This window comes from Mycobacterium paraintracellulare (assembly GCF_000276825.1).
GTDB lineage: Bacteria > Actinomycetota > Actinomycetes > Mycobacteriales > Mycobacteriaceae > Mycobacterium > Mycobacterium intracellulare.
The window spans coordinates 3,555,009-3,571,144 of sequence record NC_016948.1; the positions used below are offsets into that span (position 1 = coordinate 3,555,009).

At 66.9% G+C, this 16,136-nt stretch carries 12 protein-coding genes and 1 pseudogene; 8 read left to right on the top strand and 5 right to left on the bottom strand.

The window, feature by feature from the left end:
• Positions 1–2 precede the first annotated feature (2 nt).
• From tpiA to gap, 3 genes are read right to left on the bottom strand one after another with little or no spacing between them, the layout of a single operon-like run.
• A complete protein-coding gene (tpiA, locus tag OCQ_RS16045; RefSeq protein ID WP_009951908.1) occupies positions 3–788 on the bottom strand; it encodes a triose-phosphate isomerase in 786 nt (261 codons plus the stop codon).
• Positions 785–2,020 carry a phosphoglycerate kinase gene (locus tag OCQ_RS16050; protein ID WP_014380462.1) on the bottom strand — a complete coding sequence of 412 codons (1,236 nt, stop codon included), beginning with the start codon at positions 2,018–2,020 and terminating at the stop codon, positions 785–787. Before OCQ_RS16050 ends, tpiA begins: the two co-directional genes overlap by 4 nt.
• Before the next feature lie 3 nt (positions 2,021–2,023).
• Positions 2,024–3,043 (bottom strand): type I glyceraldehyde-3-phosphate dehydrogenase, encoded by a 1,020-nt coding sequence (gene gap, locus OCQ_RS16055; protein WP_014385248.1) that lies wholly within the window; start codon positions 3,041–3,043, stop codon positions 2,024–2,026.
• Between the two features lie 320 nt (positions 3,044–3,363).
• Here gap and OCQ_RS16060 point away from each other — a divergent pair, with 320 nt between their 5' ends.
• From OCQ_RS16060 to OCQ_RS27115, 4 genes are all read left to right on the top strand, one after another.
• On the top strand, positions 3,364–4,155 hold the full coding sequence (locus OCQ_RS16060) for a TetR/AcrR family transcriptional regulator (protein WP_014380463.1): 792 nt from the start codon (positions 3,364–3,366) through the stop codon (positions 4,153–4,155).
• Between the two features lie 164 nt (positions 4,156–4,319).
• Entirely contained in the window at positions 4,320–4,502 is a 183-nt protein-coding gene (locus tag OCQ_RS16065) for a DUF6307 family protein (RefSeq protein ID WP_009951901.1), read from the top strand.
• 376 nt (positions 4,503–4,878) lie between these two features.
• Positions 4,879–6,405 carry a wax ester/triacylglycerol synthase family O-acyltransferase gene (locus tag OCQ_RS16070; RefSeq protein ID WP_232065611.1) on the top strand — a complete coding sequence of 509 codons (1,527 nt, stop codon included), beginning with the start codon at positions 4,879–4,881 and terminating at the stop codon, positions 6,403–6,405.
• Between the two features lie 258 nt (positions 6,406–6,663).
• Entirely contained in the window at positions 6,664–7,044 is a 381-nt protein-coding gene (locus tag OCQ_RS27115) for an HPF/RaiA family ribosome-associated protein (RefSeq protein ID WP_225332077.1), read from the top strand.
• Positions 7,045–7,424: 380 nt separating this feature from the next.
• Here the strand turns inward: OCQ_RS27115 and OCQ_RS16080 are convergent, their stop codons facing one another.
• Both OCQ_RS16080 and OCQ_RS16085 read right to left on the bottom strand, forming a co-directional pair.
• Positions 7,425–8,852 (bottom strand): phytoene desaturase family protein, encoded by a 1,428-nt coding sequence (locus tag OCQ_RS16080; RefSeq protein ID WP_014385252.1) that lies wholly within the window; start codon positions 8,850–8,852, stop codon positions 7,425–7,427.
• Positions 8,845–10,590: a DUF3556 domain-containing protein gene (locus tag OCQ_RS16085; RefSeq protein WP_014385253.1), complete on the bottom strand. Its 1,746-nt coding sequence runs from the start codon at positions 10,588–10,590 to the stop codon at positions 8,845–8,847. The genes OCQ_RS16080 and OCQ_RS16085 overlap by 8 nt, the downstream gene beginning before the upstream one ends.
• A gap of 179 nt (positions 10,591–10,769) precedes the next feature.
• Between OCQ_RS16085 and OCQ_RS16090 the strand changes: the two genes are divergently transcribed.
• The 4 genes and pseudogenes from OCQ_RS16090 to OCQ_RS16105 all read left to right on the top strand — a co-directional run bounded on the left by OCQ_RS16090 (position 10,770) and on the right by OCQ_RS16105 (position 16,076).
• Complete coding sequence (locus OCQ_RS16090; protein WP_014380467.1) at positions 10,770–11,579, top strand: lysophospholipid acyltransferase family protein; 810 nt, start codon at positions 10,770–10,772, stop codon at positions 11,577–11,579.
• A 3-nt stretch (positions 11,580–11,582) separates the two neighbouring features.
• Complete coding sequence (fadD12, locus tag OCQ_RS16095) at positions 11,583–13,202, top strand: acyl-CoA ligase FadD12 (RefSeq protein ID WP_041785089.1); 1,620 nt, start codon at positions 11,583–11,585, stop codon at positions 13,200–13,202.
• Complete coding sequence (locus tag OCQ_RS16100; protein ID WP_014385255.1) at positions 13,202–14,473, top strand: alpha/beta hydrolase; 1,272 nt, start codon at positions 13,202–13,204, stop codon at positions 14,471–14,473. The genes fadD12 and OCQ_RS16100 overlap by 1 nt, the downstream gene beginning before the upstream one ends.
• 209 nt (positions 14,474–14,682) lie before the next feature.
• A pseudogene (locus OCQ_RS16105) lies at positions 14,683–16,076 on the top strand (HNH endonuclease signature motif containing protein).
• Positions 16,077–16,136: the final 60 nt, after the last annotated feature.

The following is a 16,136-nucleotide window of genomic DNA, read 5'->3' on the forward strand; positions in this document are numbered from 1 at the left end:
CATCACGGAAGAGGCCCACCGGCGGCGATGGCCGCCAGCGTGGCGAATTGCTCGCCGTCCAGCGACGCGCCGCCGACCAGGCCGCCGTCGATGTCGTCCTGGGCGACGAGCTCGCCGACGTTCTTGGCGTTGACCGAGCCGCCGTAGAGCACCCGCACCGAGTCGGCGACCTGGGGCGAGGCGAGCGACGCCAACTCCTTGCGGATCGCCGCGCACACCTCCTGGGCGTCGGCGGCGCTGGCCACCCGCCCGGTGCCGATCGCCCACACCGGCTCGTAGGCGATGACGACCTTGCCGATCTGTTCGGTGGACAGCCCGGCCAGCGACCCCCGCAGCTGCTCTTCGCAGTGGATGACGTGGTTTCCGGCCTCGCGCACCTCGAGGTGCTCGCCGATGCAGACGATCGGGGTCAGTTCGTGCTTGAGCGCCGCGGCGGTCTTGGCGGCGACGACGGTGTCGTCCTCGTGGTGGTACGTCCTGCGCTCGGAGTGCCCGACGACGACGAACGTGCAGCCCAGCTTGGCCAGGAAGGCGCCGCTGACCTCGCCGGTGTAGGCGCCGGCGTCGTGCTGGGACAGGTCCTGCCCGCCGTAGGTCAGCCGCAGCTTGTCGCCGTCGACCAGGGTCTGCACGCTGCGCAGGTCGGTGAACGGCGGCAGCACCGTGACGTCGACCTTGTCGTAGTACTTGTCCGGCAGCGCGAACGCGATCTTTTGCACCAGCGCGATCGCCTCGAAGTGGTTGAGGTTCATCTTCCAGTTGCCGGCGATCAGTGGCTTGCGGCTCACGCTGCGCCTCCAGTCGGTTGCGGACGGTCCAGTACCTCGACACCCGGAAGCGTCTTGCCCTCAAGGTATTCCAGCGACGCTCCCCCACCGGTGGAGATGTGCGAGAAGTCGCCTTCCGGGATGCCCAGCGCGCGCACGGCCGCCGCCGAGTCCCCGCCGCCGACCACGCTGAAGGCGCCCTTGCCGGTCGCGGTGGCGATCGCTTCGGCGACGCCCTTGGTGCCCGCGGCGAACGCCGGGAACTCGAACACGCCCATCGGCCCGTTCCAGAAGACGGTCTCGGCGTTGGACAGCAAGGTGGCGAACCGTTTGACCGATCCGGGCCCGATGTCCAGACCCATCAGGTCGTCCGGGATGGCGTCGGCGGCGACGGTCTGCGGTGTCGCGTCGGCGGCGAACTTGTCGGCCACCACGATGTCCACCGGGAGCCGCAGCACGTCGACGTAGGTGTCCAGCAGCCGCCGGCAGGTGTCCACCATCTCGGTCTCCAGCAGTGACTTGCCAACTGAAAAGCCTTGCGCGGCAAGGAAAGTGAAGCACATGCCGCCGCCGATGACGATGCTGTCGGCCTTGGTGGCCAGCGACTCGATGACCCCGAGCTTGTCGGACACCTTCGACCCGCCGAGCACCACGGCGTAGGGGCGTTTGGTGGAGCTGGTCAGCTGCTGGAGCACCTGGATCTCCTCGGCCACCAGCGTGCCGGCGTAGTGCGGCAGCAGGGTCGCGATGTCGTACACGGACGCCTGCTTGCGGTGCACCACGCCGAAGCCGTCGGAGACGAAAGCGCCTGTGGGCCCGACCAATTCGGCGAGCTGGCGGGCGAGGGCGAGCCGCTCGGCGTCGTCCTTGCTGGTCTCGCGGGCATCGAAGCGGATGTTCTCCAGTAGCAGGACGTCGCCGTCGGTCAGCCCCTCGGCGCGGGCCAGCGCGTCGGTGCCGACGACATCCCCGGCCAACTGCACGTGGCGGCCCAGCTGCTCGGAGAGCGCCGCGGCGACCGGCGCCAGCGACAGCTTCGGGTCCGGCCCGTCCTTGGGACGCCCGAGGTGCGCGGTGACCACCACCTTGGCGCCCGCCTCGACGAGCGCCTTCAGCGTCGGCACCGAGGCGGTGATGCGCCCGGGGTCGGTGATCTTGCCGTCATCGAGCGGCACGTTCAGGTCCGAGCGCACCAGCACGCCTCGGCCCGAAACCCCCTCGCCGAGAAGGTCTTTGAGCGTGTGGACGGCCACGGGTTACAGCGACTTGCCGACCAGGGCGACCAGGTCCACCAGGCGGTTGGAGTAGCCCCATTCGTTGTCGTACCAGGACACCACCTTGGCCTGGTCGTCGATCACCTTGGTCAACCCGGAATCGAAGATCGAGCTGTGCGGGTCGGTGACGATGTCGCTCGAGACGATCGGCGCGTCGTAGTACTTGAGGATGCCCTTCATCGGCCCCTCGGCGGCCGCCTTCATCGCCGCGTTGATCTCCTCGGCGGTGGGGGACTTCTTCAGCTCGGCGGTCAGGTCGGTGACCGAGCCGGTGGGGATCGGCACGCGCAGCGCGTAGCCGTCGAGCTTGCCCTTCAGCTCGGGCAGCACCAGGCCGATGGCCTTGGCCGCGCCGGTGGAGGTCGGCACGATGTTCAGGGCGGCGGCGCGGGCGCGGCGCAGGTCCTTGTGCGGGCCGTCCTGCAGGTTCTGGTCCTGGGTGTAGGCGTGGATGGTGGTCATCAGGCCCTTGACGATGCCGAACTCGTCGTTGAGCACCTTGGCCAGCGGCCCCAGGCAGTTCGTGGTGCACGAGGCGTTGGAGATGATGTTCTGGCTGCCGTCGTACTTGTCGTCGTTGACGCCGAGCACGATGGTGATGTCCTCGTCGGTGGCCGGCGCGGAGATGATCACCTTCTTGGCGCCGGCGTCCAGGTGGCCCTTGGCCTTGGCGGCGTTGGTGAAGATGCCGGTGGACTCGACGACGACGTCGACGCCCAGGTCGCCCCAGGGCAGCGCCGCCGGGCCCTCCTTGACCTCCAGCGCCTTGATCTTGGCGTTGCCGACGACGATGGTGTCGTCACCCTCGAGGCTGACGTCGTGCGGCAGGCGGCCCAGGATGGAGTCGAATTTCAGCAGGTGCGCCAGGCTGGCGTTATCGGTGAGGTCGTTGACCGCGACCACCTCGATGTCAGCGGTGCCTTGCTCCTGTTGAGCCAGCAAGGCCCGGTAGAAGTTCCGCCCGATTCGACCGAAGCCGTTGATACCTACTCGGACCGTCACTTGTCTCTCCTCTGTGTTTCCTGAGCCGTCTTCATCAATGTCTTTTCCATGTCCGCGGACACTGCCTCTGGTCAGCCTAGATCAGCGACACGCTCGGTTGGCGCGCCGGTAAGAGTGTGGACCATCGCCTTTGCAGGATGGTCGTCGGTAGACGCCACAACGTGTGCGCAACATCACCCGAGCGGTTGCGGGTCCAGACCGGCTTCGGCCTGCCCGGCGCGCCCTGTCGAGCCTGCAATTCCGGCTGGAAGCCCTCGCGGACTCCTGCACCCGCTCGCTCCCCACGCCGGGTGTCAACAACGTTGGCCAGCGGCGTTAGGATGGGCCGCCGCAATCGCGTAGAACACATGGAGGAAGGGACGTCCACGGTGCCGAAGCGAACCACAGCTGCCGGCGATGGACTTGACGCGTCCGCCGCCAACCGCCCAGAACACGGCATGGTCAGCCGGTCGGTGGTATTGCAGTGCGCCTTGCGATTGGTCGACCGTGACGGTGTGGATGGATTGTCGATGCGGCGTCTGAGTGAGGCGGTGGGTCGCGACCCGACGGTGATTTATCGGCATGTGCCGAACAAGGCGGCGCTGCTCGACGGCATCGCCGAGATTGTGCTGGGCAAATTGCGGGTGGACACGGCAGACCCGGACTGGGCCGAGCAGCTGCGCGCGGTGGCGCATGACTTTCGCCGACTGGCCCTCGAGCACCCGAATGTGGTGCCGCTATTGGTGACTCGGCCACTAGCCACGCCGCTGGGGCAGCGACCCCCGGGCATGCTACGGCCACTGGAGGACGTCGTCGCGCTGCTCACTTCGGTGGGCTTCAGCGGAGTCGACGCGCTACATATTTACCGGGTGCTCTTCGGCTATCTATATGGCCACATCCTCACCGAGCTGCAGGAGGTCGTCGAGCGGCCCGAGGAGTCCGATGATGTGCTGCGCCTCGGGTTGCACCGACTGGCGATCACCGAGTTCCCTCAGGTGCGCGCGCTGGCCCCAGCGCTCGGCGACTACGACGGTGCAGCCGAACTCGACCGCGCTCTGGATGTGTTGTTCATCGGTCTGGCCGCCACCGTGCCAGCGCCAAGGCGCTCGGCCCGCAAACGCGCGAGGAAGTAGCACGAGATCAGCTAGGCGTTTCGTCCCCACCTGCCGCTGTGCTGGAACGGAAGATCTTGTTCTTTCAAATCGGGCGTACCCAAGATCCGCGTGCTCGTCGCGCACGCGGCGACCGCGAATCGGCGTACGCTCATCGATATCGAGCAGCTCGGTTGCGAGCGAACATGCTCGACTACAAAGGAAATTCGATGGCAGCGCTCACAACGTTTCGCACTCCCTACGAGATTCGTCTCCAACTCGTCACGGACACCATAAGCGCGCACTCCAAGGTGGGCAATGATGCGGCGGTCAAACTCGCCGTGCATGTCCTGGCTGCGTTGAACTCAATCCCCGAAAAGGTGCGCTGAGTAACGGTCCGGCTGGGCGTCAGCACCGCAGCGACCGCACGCCTTCCCGTTGGTGCGCATCCATTTCGTCCTGCTGATCCCGGTATGGCTTGGCGGCATGTTGCGAGGGATATTGTGCGCCAGCGCGTGTCGATGGTGTGGACGTACGGTGATGGGCACAGTGCGGGCTGACCGAAGTGCCGCCGGCACGAATTGGCAGACGGTGCCGGGTATCACGAATTGCCCTGCGGCGAGGCGTTTCGGCCGTCGCTGCTGAGCGCGGCGCAAAAGCCGCGAGCCAAGCTTTGAGCTGACAGCTCGGATATACGGATGGAACAGCATGATGAAACGATTGACCGGCCTTGACGGTGTCACGCTGCACGGCGAAACATCAGTGATGCCCACCCACGTCATGGCCGTGTTGTTTTGCGACCCCGAGGCGCACGGCGCAGTGACCGCCGACGCGATTTGCAAGCTGCTGGCTCAGCGCACTGCGACAATCCCGGGTTTCCGGCAGCGTCTGCTCACCAAACCCTTCGGGTTGGGCCAGCCGTCATGGATCGAGGACCCCGCATTCGATGTCCAAAGCCATCTGCATTGTGTGCGGCTGGCCGAACCCGGCACCATGCGAGAGCTGACCACCCTTATCGGCGAGTTGCATGGGCAGCCGTTGAACCGCGACCGCCCGCTGTGGGACGCCTGGGTCGTGCAGGGTCTCGCCGACGGCAGACTAGTGGTGTTGATCAAGTTCTCCCACGCCATCACCGACGGTGTGGGCGCAGTGACGTCGATGTTGCCCGAACTGATGACTGTCGATGCCGACGCTGAATTCGCGGTGGCGCCAGAGCGGGCCGAGGCCACGATGCCCGGTGCGGCCACCAGGGTGTGGGACGTGATCGACGAGATCGCCGCCAACACCGCTGTGGGCATTCGGATCGCCGTCAGGCTGGGCCCCGTCGCGGTGAAGTCGACGATAGGAACCGCGTTGAGATCGGTACGCCAACTCCTCCCGGGTGCAGGACCGCAACGGTCCGACGGTTCGGATTCCGAGGAGGACGACAGTTCGCCGCGAACGCTGCTGAACGCCCCCCTCACCGCGCGACGGACCGTTGCGTTCGCCGGGGTGGCCATGGATGATGTGCGCGCCATCGCCGCCGCGTTCGATGTCACTGTGAACGATGTTTTTTTGACCGCAACGACATCGGCGCTGCGCAGATGGTTGGCAAGCCACGACACGGTGCCCAGTCATCCGCTGCGCACCATGATGCCGATCTCGACACGCGGCGTCGACGGCGACGCGTCCAATAGTTGGTCGCCTGTTGTCGTCAAATTGCCGGTGGATCTGGCCGACCCGGCACAGCAGTTGGCCAGCATTCACGATGCGACATCCAGGATCAAGGACGGGCGACGGGCAGTGCGGCCCGTCAATCTCGCCGACGTCATAGACCTCGTTCCACCGGTCGTCATCGGCTGGGTGATGGGTGTGTACACCGGTCTGCAACTGTCGCGGTTCCACTCGCCAGTCGCTCATGTCATCGCCTCCAACGTTCCGGGCCCCAGCGACGAAATCTATTGCGCCGGGGCGCATGTCCTCGGAATTCACGCTCTGGCCCCGCTGTTTGAGGGCTCGAATCTCAACATCACCGCCGTGTCCTACAGCTCCACTCTGGCTGTTGGCATCGTCGCGTGCCCCGATAACGTCGATGACGTCGCATCGGTCGCGACCTGCATCGAAGACGTGGTCGGTGAACTGAAAATCGCCGCCGACGAAAAGGCCGGCCAGAGCGCAGGTTTATCCCGCCCCAGCGAGCCGGAGCCCACCATGAATGGCACTGCCACAACGCAATTCGCAGGGGGCGAAGCGGGCTGGCCCGATCGGGGCCTCGCGCCACGAAATGCCGGCATAGCTCACTTCCTCGAATGAGGGCCTCAGGGCCCACGCCGTAGGCCAACAGCGTTGACAACCCGTCTGACAGGGCGTTTACTGGAGGTCTAGTCCGGAAACTGGTCATCGGCGTTCATGCGTTCGCCGCAGCACACCGCACTTTGGTTCTCACGATCGGCATTGTGACCGCCCTGGGCTTGGCTGTTTCGGTCGCCGGCCAACATGACATTCGTCCAGCCACGCGTCGACCAGCTCAAATCAACACCCTCGATACCTAATACCCGAAATGGGGCCACCATGAGGAACTCTGACCACGCAAAGCGAAACACTTTCCGCGAGAATGTGATTCACGTAGGCGCGGGCTTTCTCGCCAAGGAGCGTCCACACGTCACACAGACGTTGTCCACGCTTGAGGCGCAGCTAGGCAGATGGCATCCGAAAGATGTGGACATCGAAGTCACCCTGCAGGACCGCGGCGGCAAGGAACAGCGCATCACGTTGCGCACAACCCTTCCCGGCCATCCACTGCTCGTAGCAGTCGCAGAAAACCCGGACATCACCCGTGCCCTGTGCGATGCAAAGCGCGAATTGAGCCGGCAGCTTGAACACCAGAAGTCGACACACGATCCGATGAACAATCGCCGGCTCAAGCGCGCGACCATCCGCCATCCGGACTAGCCGCACACCGTTCGAGGTGGCCCGGCACGCAATGCAGGACCCCAACCAAACAGCAACTGTCTTTCACGAGCAGGAAGGTGCACGAACATGACGCACGCCACTGAGACGCATTCGGTCGTCAGCTCTGCCGAGGAGCGCGTAACGCCCGCAACAGGATCTGGTATCTCGTTGATCCATAATGGCCCGTTGACGGTCCAGGACGTACTCCGCGCGGGCATGCGCCGCAGGGCCAGACGCAAGGGAATGGCCCGGCAATCGATCTGGGATTCAGACGGCGGCGTAGGCAAGCCGTGGAGAGCCGACGTGCCGCTGGGCGGCACAACGCGATAACACGGCGGCGGCACGGTATGAACGCCGATCTCGTCGAGAGGGCTCCGCCGTCAATCGCCGCGGCGTTTGCGCAGCCAGCCCAGCGCCGCCTCGGCGGCGTGGTAGCCGCACAGTCCGTGGATGCCGGCCCCGGGCGGGGTGGACTGCGAGCACAGGTATACCCCCGGCACACCGGTCGCGTACGGGTTGACGGAGACGCGGGGCCGCAGGATCACTTGGAGCCCGTCGTTGGCGCCGCCGATGATGTCGCCGCCGATGAAGTTGGGGTTGTAGGCCTGCAGATCGGCGGTGCCCCTGCTGACGGTGGCGACGACGCGGTCGCGGAATCCGGGCGCGAAGCGCTCGATCTGGTCAGTGATGATCTCGGTGGCATCGCCGGTGTAGCCGAACGGCACGTGGGCGTAGGCGTAGATCGGGTTGATATTGCCCGCCGAGCGCGACGGGTCGGCCAGGTACTGCTGCCCAAGGATGATGAACGGCCGCCGGTACATCCGACCTTGCGACCGCTCGCGTTCGCTGTGTGCGATCTCGGCGAATGTCCCGCCCAGGTGCACGGTGCCGGCGTGACCGCAGTCGGGATTGGTCCAGGGAATGTGGCCCTCGATGGCGTAGTCGACCTTGAAGGCCGAGGACCCCTGGCGGTAGCGCCGGTAGGAGCGCTTGATGCGGCCGGGCATGGCGTCGCCGTAGAGCCGCAGCGTCGCGGCCGGGGTGAGGTCGAGCATGACGATGTCGGCGTCGGGAATGTCTTTGCGGCTGGTCACTGTGACGCCGGTGGTGATCGCAGCGCCGTGTTCGGCCAGGACGGCTGCTAGCGCCGCGATGATCGAACCCGATCCGCCCGCAGCCACCGGCCAGCCGTAGTGGTGCCCGCTGGCCATGAACATCAGCGCCATTGCGGCCGTCAGCGGCCGGTCGAGCCGGGTGTAAGCGTGCGCGGCCTGGCCACCGTATAGCGCGCGCACCCGCTCGGTGCGAAACCAGCGGGCCAGCACGGTCGCCGGCAACAGCGCGCGCGGCCCGAAGGCAGCAAGCCGGATGGGGTGGTGCGGAACATGCAGGACCGGGCGCATCAGGTCTTGGCACAGCTCGTCGAAGCCGGCGGCGAGATCGCCCACCGCGAGCCGCCACCGCCGTCCGTCGGCGCCCATTTCGGCCACGGTTCGGTCGATCGACCGGTACAGCAACCCGGCGGTGCCGTCGTCGAGCGGATGCGCGCAGTCGACCTCCGGCCACTTCCAGGTCAGCCCGTAGCTCGGCAGGTCGATCTCCTCCCAGAACGGTGAACCCACTGCCATCGGATGCGCAGCCGAGCAGACGTCGTGGATCACCCCGGGCACCGTCAGCTCGGCCGAGCGCGCTCCCCCGCCGACCGTCTCGCCGGCCTCCAGCACCTGCACGTCGACACCGTGGCGGGCGAGGTGGATCGCGGCGGCCAGCCCGTTGGGCCCGGCGCCGACGACGACTGACCTAGCCATGGGCGTCATCAATGACGTGGACGGGGCAGTCATCGCCGGGCTCGGGCCACGGCTGGCGGGTCAGCATGTCCTTGACGTCGACGTAGCCCGCCTCGATCAGGCCGGTCTTGGCGTCGAGGATGCGATACGACTGCCGTTGGACGTGGATGGGCTGACCCTCCAGGACGATGACCCGCAGGTCGCCGTCCTCGAAGCGGCAGCGGCGTTGCACCGCCTCCACAAGTTGCTCGTTGTGCAGGTGGCCCTCGCCGAAGTTCCACCCGACGAGCGGCCCGGCAACGATTTCGCCCTCACGGATCTTGTAGTCGGCTTCGTCGTCGATCGCGCGCGGCAGCAGCCCGTTGAGCGCCCGGCCATGCACGTGCATCGCGCGGAAGGCGGCGATCTTGTCCGCCAAGATTTCGGCGGTTTCCGGGTCGTAGAGCCTCGCCAGCTGATTGACGACGAGCGCGGAGCTCTTCACGATGTCGGCGTCGATCTTCTCCTCGGCGCCCGCACGAAAGCACCACACGCTGGTGGCCCAGTTGCCGGCGTAGTACCGCATTGCCGGAAGGAACGAAATCTTTTCGGGGAACATGTTTCCCACGATGACCACCACCACCGCGAGGATCACGAGGGCGAGCAGCACGGGCGAGCGAAGATCGGTGGCCCGGACCGCGCCGTAATGCCCGAACAGATAGAACAGCGAGAAGATGAAGAACACGTTCCATTCCAAGGGCACTCCCATTGGGAGGTTGGAAATGATGTTGAGATGGAACAGCACCATGAACCCGATCAGAAACCATCGCCACGGGTGATCGGCGGCGAAGAAGACCAGCACCGTCGGAACCACGAATTCCGCTGTGGTGCCGCCGACGTGGGCCATCAGCTTGGGCAGCAGCGACGGTCGCAGGTCGTTGACGTGGTCGAGGTAGAGCAGGTGCTTCAGCGGGGTGAACACCCGGCTTCGCAGCAGCGCGTTGTTGCTCGTCATCACCGCCACCACGTAAGGGAAATGGTGGTTGAGCTTGGAAACCGCTGCGCCCCACCACAAGCAGAGCATGATGAGCTTGCAGGCCGCGATCTGATCGGTGAACGGGAAGAAGAACACGAACAGCTTCAGCCAATAGTGTTCGCCGCGGGCGGCCAGGAAGACCGTCTTGTCGCGTAGACCCAACAGGGCCAGCGCCACGATCGTCGGGATGACCCGCACGGGGTCGATCAGGCCGACATCGCCCGCGGTGGTGACCGGCCCGCCGTGACCGGGCGACAGCAGCGCCCACACCCCGCCGATCAGAACGATGGCATACAGCGCGACGTCGAAGGCGGTGCGCGTGTCGCCGCGGGTGAACGGAACCTTGCCGGGCCAGGCCGGGAGCCGAATTGTGTTGGGTCGCAACCAGTAAAGGATGCCGCCGATTGGTGGCATGAACCGCCCGGTCAGCGGCCCGGATCCGCAGCCGAGACCGGTGACCTCGAACAGCAGCGTGAAGATGACGACCTTCTGGTAGACGATGGGTTGCGTCCACCAGTCGCCGATGCGGCCCAGACCGCCCAGGCCGGGGGTTAGCGAGATGATCGCGGCGGGGGCGGCGACGTAGAGGGCGATCTTGAGCAGGTAGAGCAAATACACCGCGTATGGCGTGCCGAAGCCGTGTTCCGCCCAGTGCCGGGTCACGACTTGCAGCCGGGTGGCCCGGGGCAACGTGGGCCAGGTGCTGCGGTCGACGTCCGGAAGCTCCGGTGACATGAATCCCATGGGCGGCCTCGTTCCTGTCGGAAAACCAGCTGGCCCATCGAATGTATCGGCACCGCAGCCGACTCAACGGCTTACGCGGGCGAAAATGCCGAAACACCATGACGGCGGCGCTTCCTTGGTCGCTACCATCGAGGGACTCGACTCGGCACCTGGCCCGGCGCGAGCGTCAAGGGAGGAACGTGACCGACAGCGACAACGCCGATGGCGGGGACATCGGCAAATTCGACCCCGTCTTGACCCAGCGCCTGATGGCGGTGATGCGCCCGGTCTTGAAGACGTACTTCCGGTCGGAGGTACACGGCCTGGACTCGTTCCCGCCCGGCGGCGCGCTGGTGGTCGGTAACCACTCGGGCGGCATGTTCCCGATGGACGTCCCGATCTTCAGCGCCCACTTCTACGACAAGCTCGGCTACGACCGGCCGGTCTACACGCTGAGCCACGACATCCTCATGACGGGCCCCACCGCGGACTTCTTCCGGCGTACCGGATACATCCGGGCCAATCGGGAGAACGCGGCCGTCGCGCTGCGGTCCGGCGGGGTCGTGATCGTGTTCCCCGGCGGCGACTACGACGCCTACCGGCCCACGCTGTCGGAGAACGTCATCGACTTCAACGGACGCAAGGGCTACGTCCGCACCGCGATCGACGCCGGCGTCCCGATCGTGCCCGCGGTGTCGATCGGCGGGCAGGAGACGCAGCTCTACCTGACGCGCGGCACCTGGCTGGCCGAGCGGCTGGGCATCAAACGGTTGCTGCGCAGCGCGATTCTGCCGGTCTCGTTCGGTTTCCCCTTCGGCCTGAGTGCGGTCATCCCGCCCAACCTGCCGCTGCCGACCAAGATCGTGACCCGGGTGCTGGAGCCGATCGACATCGCCGGAAAGTTCGGCGAGGACCCCGACATCGACGAGGTCGACGAGTACGTGCGCTCGGTGATGCAGGAGGCGCTGACCGAGCTCGCCGCCAAGCGCCGGTTCCCGATCCTCGGCTGAGTCATGCCAAACCCTTTGAGCGAGACCCTTGGTCTGATCGGCACCATGCGCCGCGCCGGACTGATCGCGCCCATGCGCCCGGATCGCTACGTGCGGATCGCCGCGGCCATGCGCCGCGAAGGCATGGGCATGACGTCCGGGTTCGCCAGCGCCGCCCAACGCTGCCCGGATCGGCCCGGGCTGATCGACGAGCGGGGCAGCCTGACCTGGCGCGAACTCGATGAGCGGTGCAACGCGCTCGCCGCGGCGCTGCAGGGGTTGCCGTCGGGCCAGCCCCGCGTCATCGGGATCATGTGCCGCAATCACCGCGGTTTCGTCGAGGCGTTGGTGGCCGCCGACCGGATCGGCTCGGACATCCTGCTGCTCAACACGTCGTTCGCCGGGCCGGCGCTGGCCGACGTGGTGACCCGCGAGGGCGTCGACGCCGTCATCTACGACGAGGAGTTCACCGAGACGGTGGACCGCGCGCTGACCGGCACGCCTGACGCGACCCGCATCGTGGCGTGGACCGATGCCGAGCATGAGCGCACGGTCGAGGGGCTGATCGCGGCCCGGGCAGGCGCTCAACCCAAGCGCACCGGGCGCAAGGGCAAGATGATCCTGCTCACCTCCGGCACCACCGGAACGCCCAAGGGCGCCAAGCAATCTGGCGGCAACGCGGGAATCGGAACGCTGAAGGCGATCCTGGACCGCACGCCGTGGCGGGCGGAGGAGCCCATCGTGATCGTGGCGCCGATGTTCCACGCCTGGGGCTTTTCCCAGCTGCTGCTCGCGGCGTCGTTCGCCTGCCCGGTGATCACCCGGCGCAAATTCGACCCGGAGGCCACCCTGGACCTTATCGACCGGCACAAGGCGACCGGCCTGGTGGTGGTGCCGGTGATGTTCGACCGGATCATGGATCTGCCGGCCGAGGTGCGGCGCCGCTACAGCGGCCGGTCCCTGCGGTTCGCCGCGGCATCCGGTTCGCGGATGCGCCCCGACGTCGTCACCGCGTTCATGGACGAGTTCGGCGACGTGATCTACAACAACTACAACGCCACCGAGGCGGGCATGATCGCCACCGCCACGCCGGCCGACCTGCGCGCGGCGCCCGACACCGCGGGCCGGCCCGCCGGTGGAACCGAAATCCGCATCCTGGACCCGGAATTCAACGAGCTGCCCGCCGGCGAGGTCGGCAGCATCTACGTGCGCAACAACACCCAGTTCGACGGCTACACCTCGGGCAGCACGAAAGACTTTCACGCCGGATTCATGTCGTCGGGCGACGTCGGGTATCTGGATTCCGCGGGCCGGCTGTTCGTCGTCGGCCGCGACGACGAGATGATCGTGTCCGGCGGCGAGAACGTCTACCCGATCGAGGTGGAGAAGGCACTCGCAGCACATCCCGACGTGGCCGAGGCGGCGGTAATCGGCGTGGACGACGAACAATACGGCCAGCGGCTGGCGGCGTTCGTGGTGCTGGAGCCGGGCGCCGGCGCCACCCCCGACGCCCTCAAGCAACACGTGCGGGACAACCTCGCCAACTACAAGGTGCCGCGCGAGATCGCGGTCCTGGATGAACTCCCCCGCAGCAGCACGGGCAAGATCGTGCGCGCGGAGCTGCGAGCACGGGTCGGCGGCTGATGCGGTTCACCCGGATGATCAGAAGGCCCAGGCCACTGATGCGCGCCACGCTGGAATTGGCCAACGCCGCCAACGGTTTACGGCCGCTGGCCCGCAAGGGCTACAGCACGGTGCTGGTGTTCTGGTTCGGGTGGCCGGCGTCCGAGGTGCCGGGCGTGTACTTCTCCGCTTCGCTTTTGGACGTGCTGCGGCGCGGGCGCCGCGGCGACTTCGCGGGACGTCGCGGGAAGGTGGCGCTGGCGCTGACGGCGGCCTCCTGGGCCATCCTGGCGGTGATCAAGTACCGCGGCGTGACGACCCCCGGGCCGGTGCTGGAGGCGGGGCTGCGCGAGCAACTCGGCGACGACTACGAAGAGGCGCTCGACAAGCTGCCGCAGACCAAGCCCACCCGCAGCGGGCGTCGCACCCTGCCACTGGGGAATACGGTGGCGCGGCGCCGCTACGTCGAGAAGACGAACGTGGTGTCCTACGGGCCGCACGGCCGCGCCAATCTGGCCGACATCTGGCGCCGCCACGATCTACCGCGCGACGGCAAGGCGCCGGTGCTGGTGCAGGTGCCCGGCGGCGCGTGGGTGATCGGAATGCGCCGGCCCCAGGCCTATCCGCTGATGAGCCACCTGGCCGCGCGCGGTTGGGTGTGCGTGTCCATCGGCTACCGGGTGTCGCCGCGGCACACCTGGCCCGACCACATCGTCGACGTCAAGCGCGCGCTGGCCTGGGTGAAGGAGAACATCTCCCGCTACGGCGGGGATCCGAATTTCGTGGCGATCACGGGCGGTTCGGCCGGTGGCCACCTGTGTTCGCTGGCGGCGCTGACACCCAACGACCCGGCGTTCCAGCCGGGCTTCGAGGAGGCCGACACGTCGGTGGTCGCCGCGGTCCCGGTGTACGGGCGCTACGACTGGTTTTCCACCGAGGGCGAGGGCCGGCGCGAATTCGTGGAGTTGCTCCAAAAGTTCGTCGTCAAGCGGAAATTCAGCACCCACCGCGACATCTACGTCGACGCCTCACCGATCCGTCGGATGCGCGCCGACGCGCCACCCTTCTTCGTCCTGCACGGGCACGACGATTCGCTGATCCCGGTGGGCGAGGCGCAGGAGTTCGTCGAGGAGCTGCGCGCGGTGTCCAAGTCACCGGTCGCCTACGCCGAATTGCCGCACGCTCAACACGCTTTCGACATCTTCAGTTCCCCGCGGGCCCACCGTTCCGCGGAGGCCGTGGCGCGGTTCTTGTCGTGGGTGTACGCGACGCGTCCGCCCCAGCGCGACTAGGACGGCTCTCGGCCGCCCGAGGCGGTGCCCCGAGCCGTGCGCGCTCCCGCGCCCCGGGCCGCGCGCGCTCCGGCGCCCCGGGCCGCCCGGGGGCTCCCGCCGACACGGTTTCGAATATCGGAAACGGATATTGAATTCCCTTGTGTCACTGTGGTTTCTGTGGTCACAATGTGGGGTTTTGTGTCGGTGGGCCTCGATAGTTTGACGGTGTGAGTTCGGGCGGCATCATCGATCGGGACGCGATCAGCGCGGCCTTCGACGCGCTCGATGCGGCCATCGAGGGCGTGGCGGGGCTGAGTTTTGATGCGCTGGCTCCTCGGGAGTGCCTGGCGCTGTTAGAGCGCTGCGAAAGGGCGCGCCGCCGGCTGCCGGTGGCTGAGCATGCGTTGATCAATCACCTGGCCCGCCAAGCCAGCATCGAAGAACTCGGCGGCCCGCTGGATCAGGCGATCGCCGACCGGCTGCGGATCAGCCACACCGAGGCCGCCCGGCGGGTCAAAGACGCCGCCGATCTGGGCCCGCGCCACGGCCTGACCGGTGAACCCTTGCCCCCGGTGTTGGCGGCCACCGCCGCCGCCCAGGCCCGCGGTGAACTCGGCGCCGCCCATGTGGCGGTGATCCGCCGGTTCTTTCGTCGCCTGCCGGGCTGGATCGACCCAGCCACCCGCGAGCGGTCGAGGCCGACCTGGCCGGTCACGCCGCGTATCACCGGCCCGACGAACTCGACGGCCTGGCCCACGTCCTGGAAGATTGCCTCAATCCCGACGGCCTTTTCACCGACGAGGACCGCGCCCGTAGCCGCGGGGTGACCCTAGGCAACCAACAAGCCGACGGCATGTCGGAGTTGCGGGGCCTGATCACCCCCGAACTACGCGCCACGCTGGAAGCCGTGGAAGCCAAACTCGGTGCGCCGGGCATGTGCAACCCTCTCGACGACACCCCGTGCGTGGAGGGGACGCCCAGCCAAGAGGCCATCGATCGTGATACCCGCTCGGCTGCTCAGCGCGGCCATGACGCCCTGCTGGCGGCGCTGCGCGCGCTGTTGGCCTCTGGGGAGTTGGGTCAGCACAACGGGTTACCGGCCTCGATCATCGTCACCACCACCCTGGCCGAGTTGGAGGCCGCCGCCGGGCGAGCCCTGACCGGCGGGGGCACCATCCTGCCGATGAGTGAGGTGATCCGCCTGGCCCGCCACGCCCATCACTACTTGGCGATTTTCGATAAGGGCAAGGCCCTGGCGCTCTATCACACCAAGCGGCTGGCCTCCCCGGGACAGCGAATCGTGTTGTACGCCAAGGACCGCGGCTGCACCGCCCCGGGCTGCACCGTGTCGGGTTACTACTGCGAAGTCCACCACACCACCGACTACAGCACCTGCCACAGCACCGACATCAACCAGCTCACCTTCGCCTGCGGCCCCCATCACCGCATGCTCGACCCCGGCGGCTGGAGCACCCGCAAAAACTTCCGCGGCGACACCGAATGGAAACCCCCACCCCACCTCGAGCGCGGCCAACCCCGCACCAACACCTACCACCACCCCGAAAAACTCCTCCACCACGAACACGACGACGACGAAGCCGACAATCCCGGCGCCGCATAACACTTTTTGCCATCGCCTAGGTCAAATGGCTGCGCCTCATAGTCGTGAGATCGCCTGGCA

What these genes read in the sequence shown, in the direction of transcription:
- fadD12 (WP_041785089.1), top strand. Translation starts at nt 11,583, where the DNA reads ATGCCAAACCCTTTGAGCGAGACCCTTGGTCTGATCGGCACCATGCGC.
- OCQ_RS16070 (WP_232065611.1), top strand. Translation starts at nt 4,879, where the DNA reads ATGCCCACCCACGTCATGGCCGTGTTGTTTTGCGACCCCGAGGCGCAC.
- OCQ_RS16100 (WP_014385255.1), top strand. Translation starts at nt 13,202, where the DNA reads ATGCGGTTCACCCGGATGATCAGAAGGCCCAGGCCACTGATGCGCGCC.
- OCQ_RS16065 (WP_009951901.1), top strand. Translation starts at nt 4,320, where the DNA reads ATGCTCGACTACAAAGGAAATTCGATGGCAGCGCTCACAACGTTTCGC.
- OCQ_RS27115 (WP_225332077.1), top strand. Translation starts at nt 6,664, where the DNA reads ATGAGGAACTCTGACCACGCAAAGCGAAACACTTTCCGCGAGAATGTG.
- OCQ_RS16085 (WP_014385253.1), bottom strand. Translation starts at nt 10,590, where the DNA reads ATGGGATTCATGTCACCGGAGCTTCCGGACGTCGACCGCAGCACCTGG.
- OCQ_RS16080 (WP_014385252.1), bottom strand. Translation starts at nt 8,852, where the DNA reads ATGGCTAGGTCAGTCGTCGTCGGCGCCGGGCCCAACGGGCTGGCCGCC.
- OCQ_RS16060 (WP_014380463.1), top strand. Translation starts at nt 3,364, where the DNA reads ATGGGCCGCCGCAATCGCGTAGAACACATGGAGGAAGGGACGTCCACG.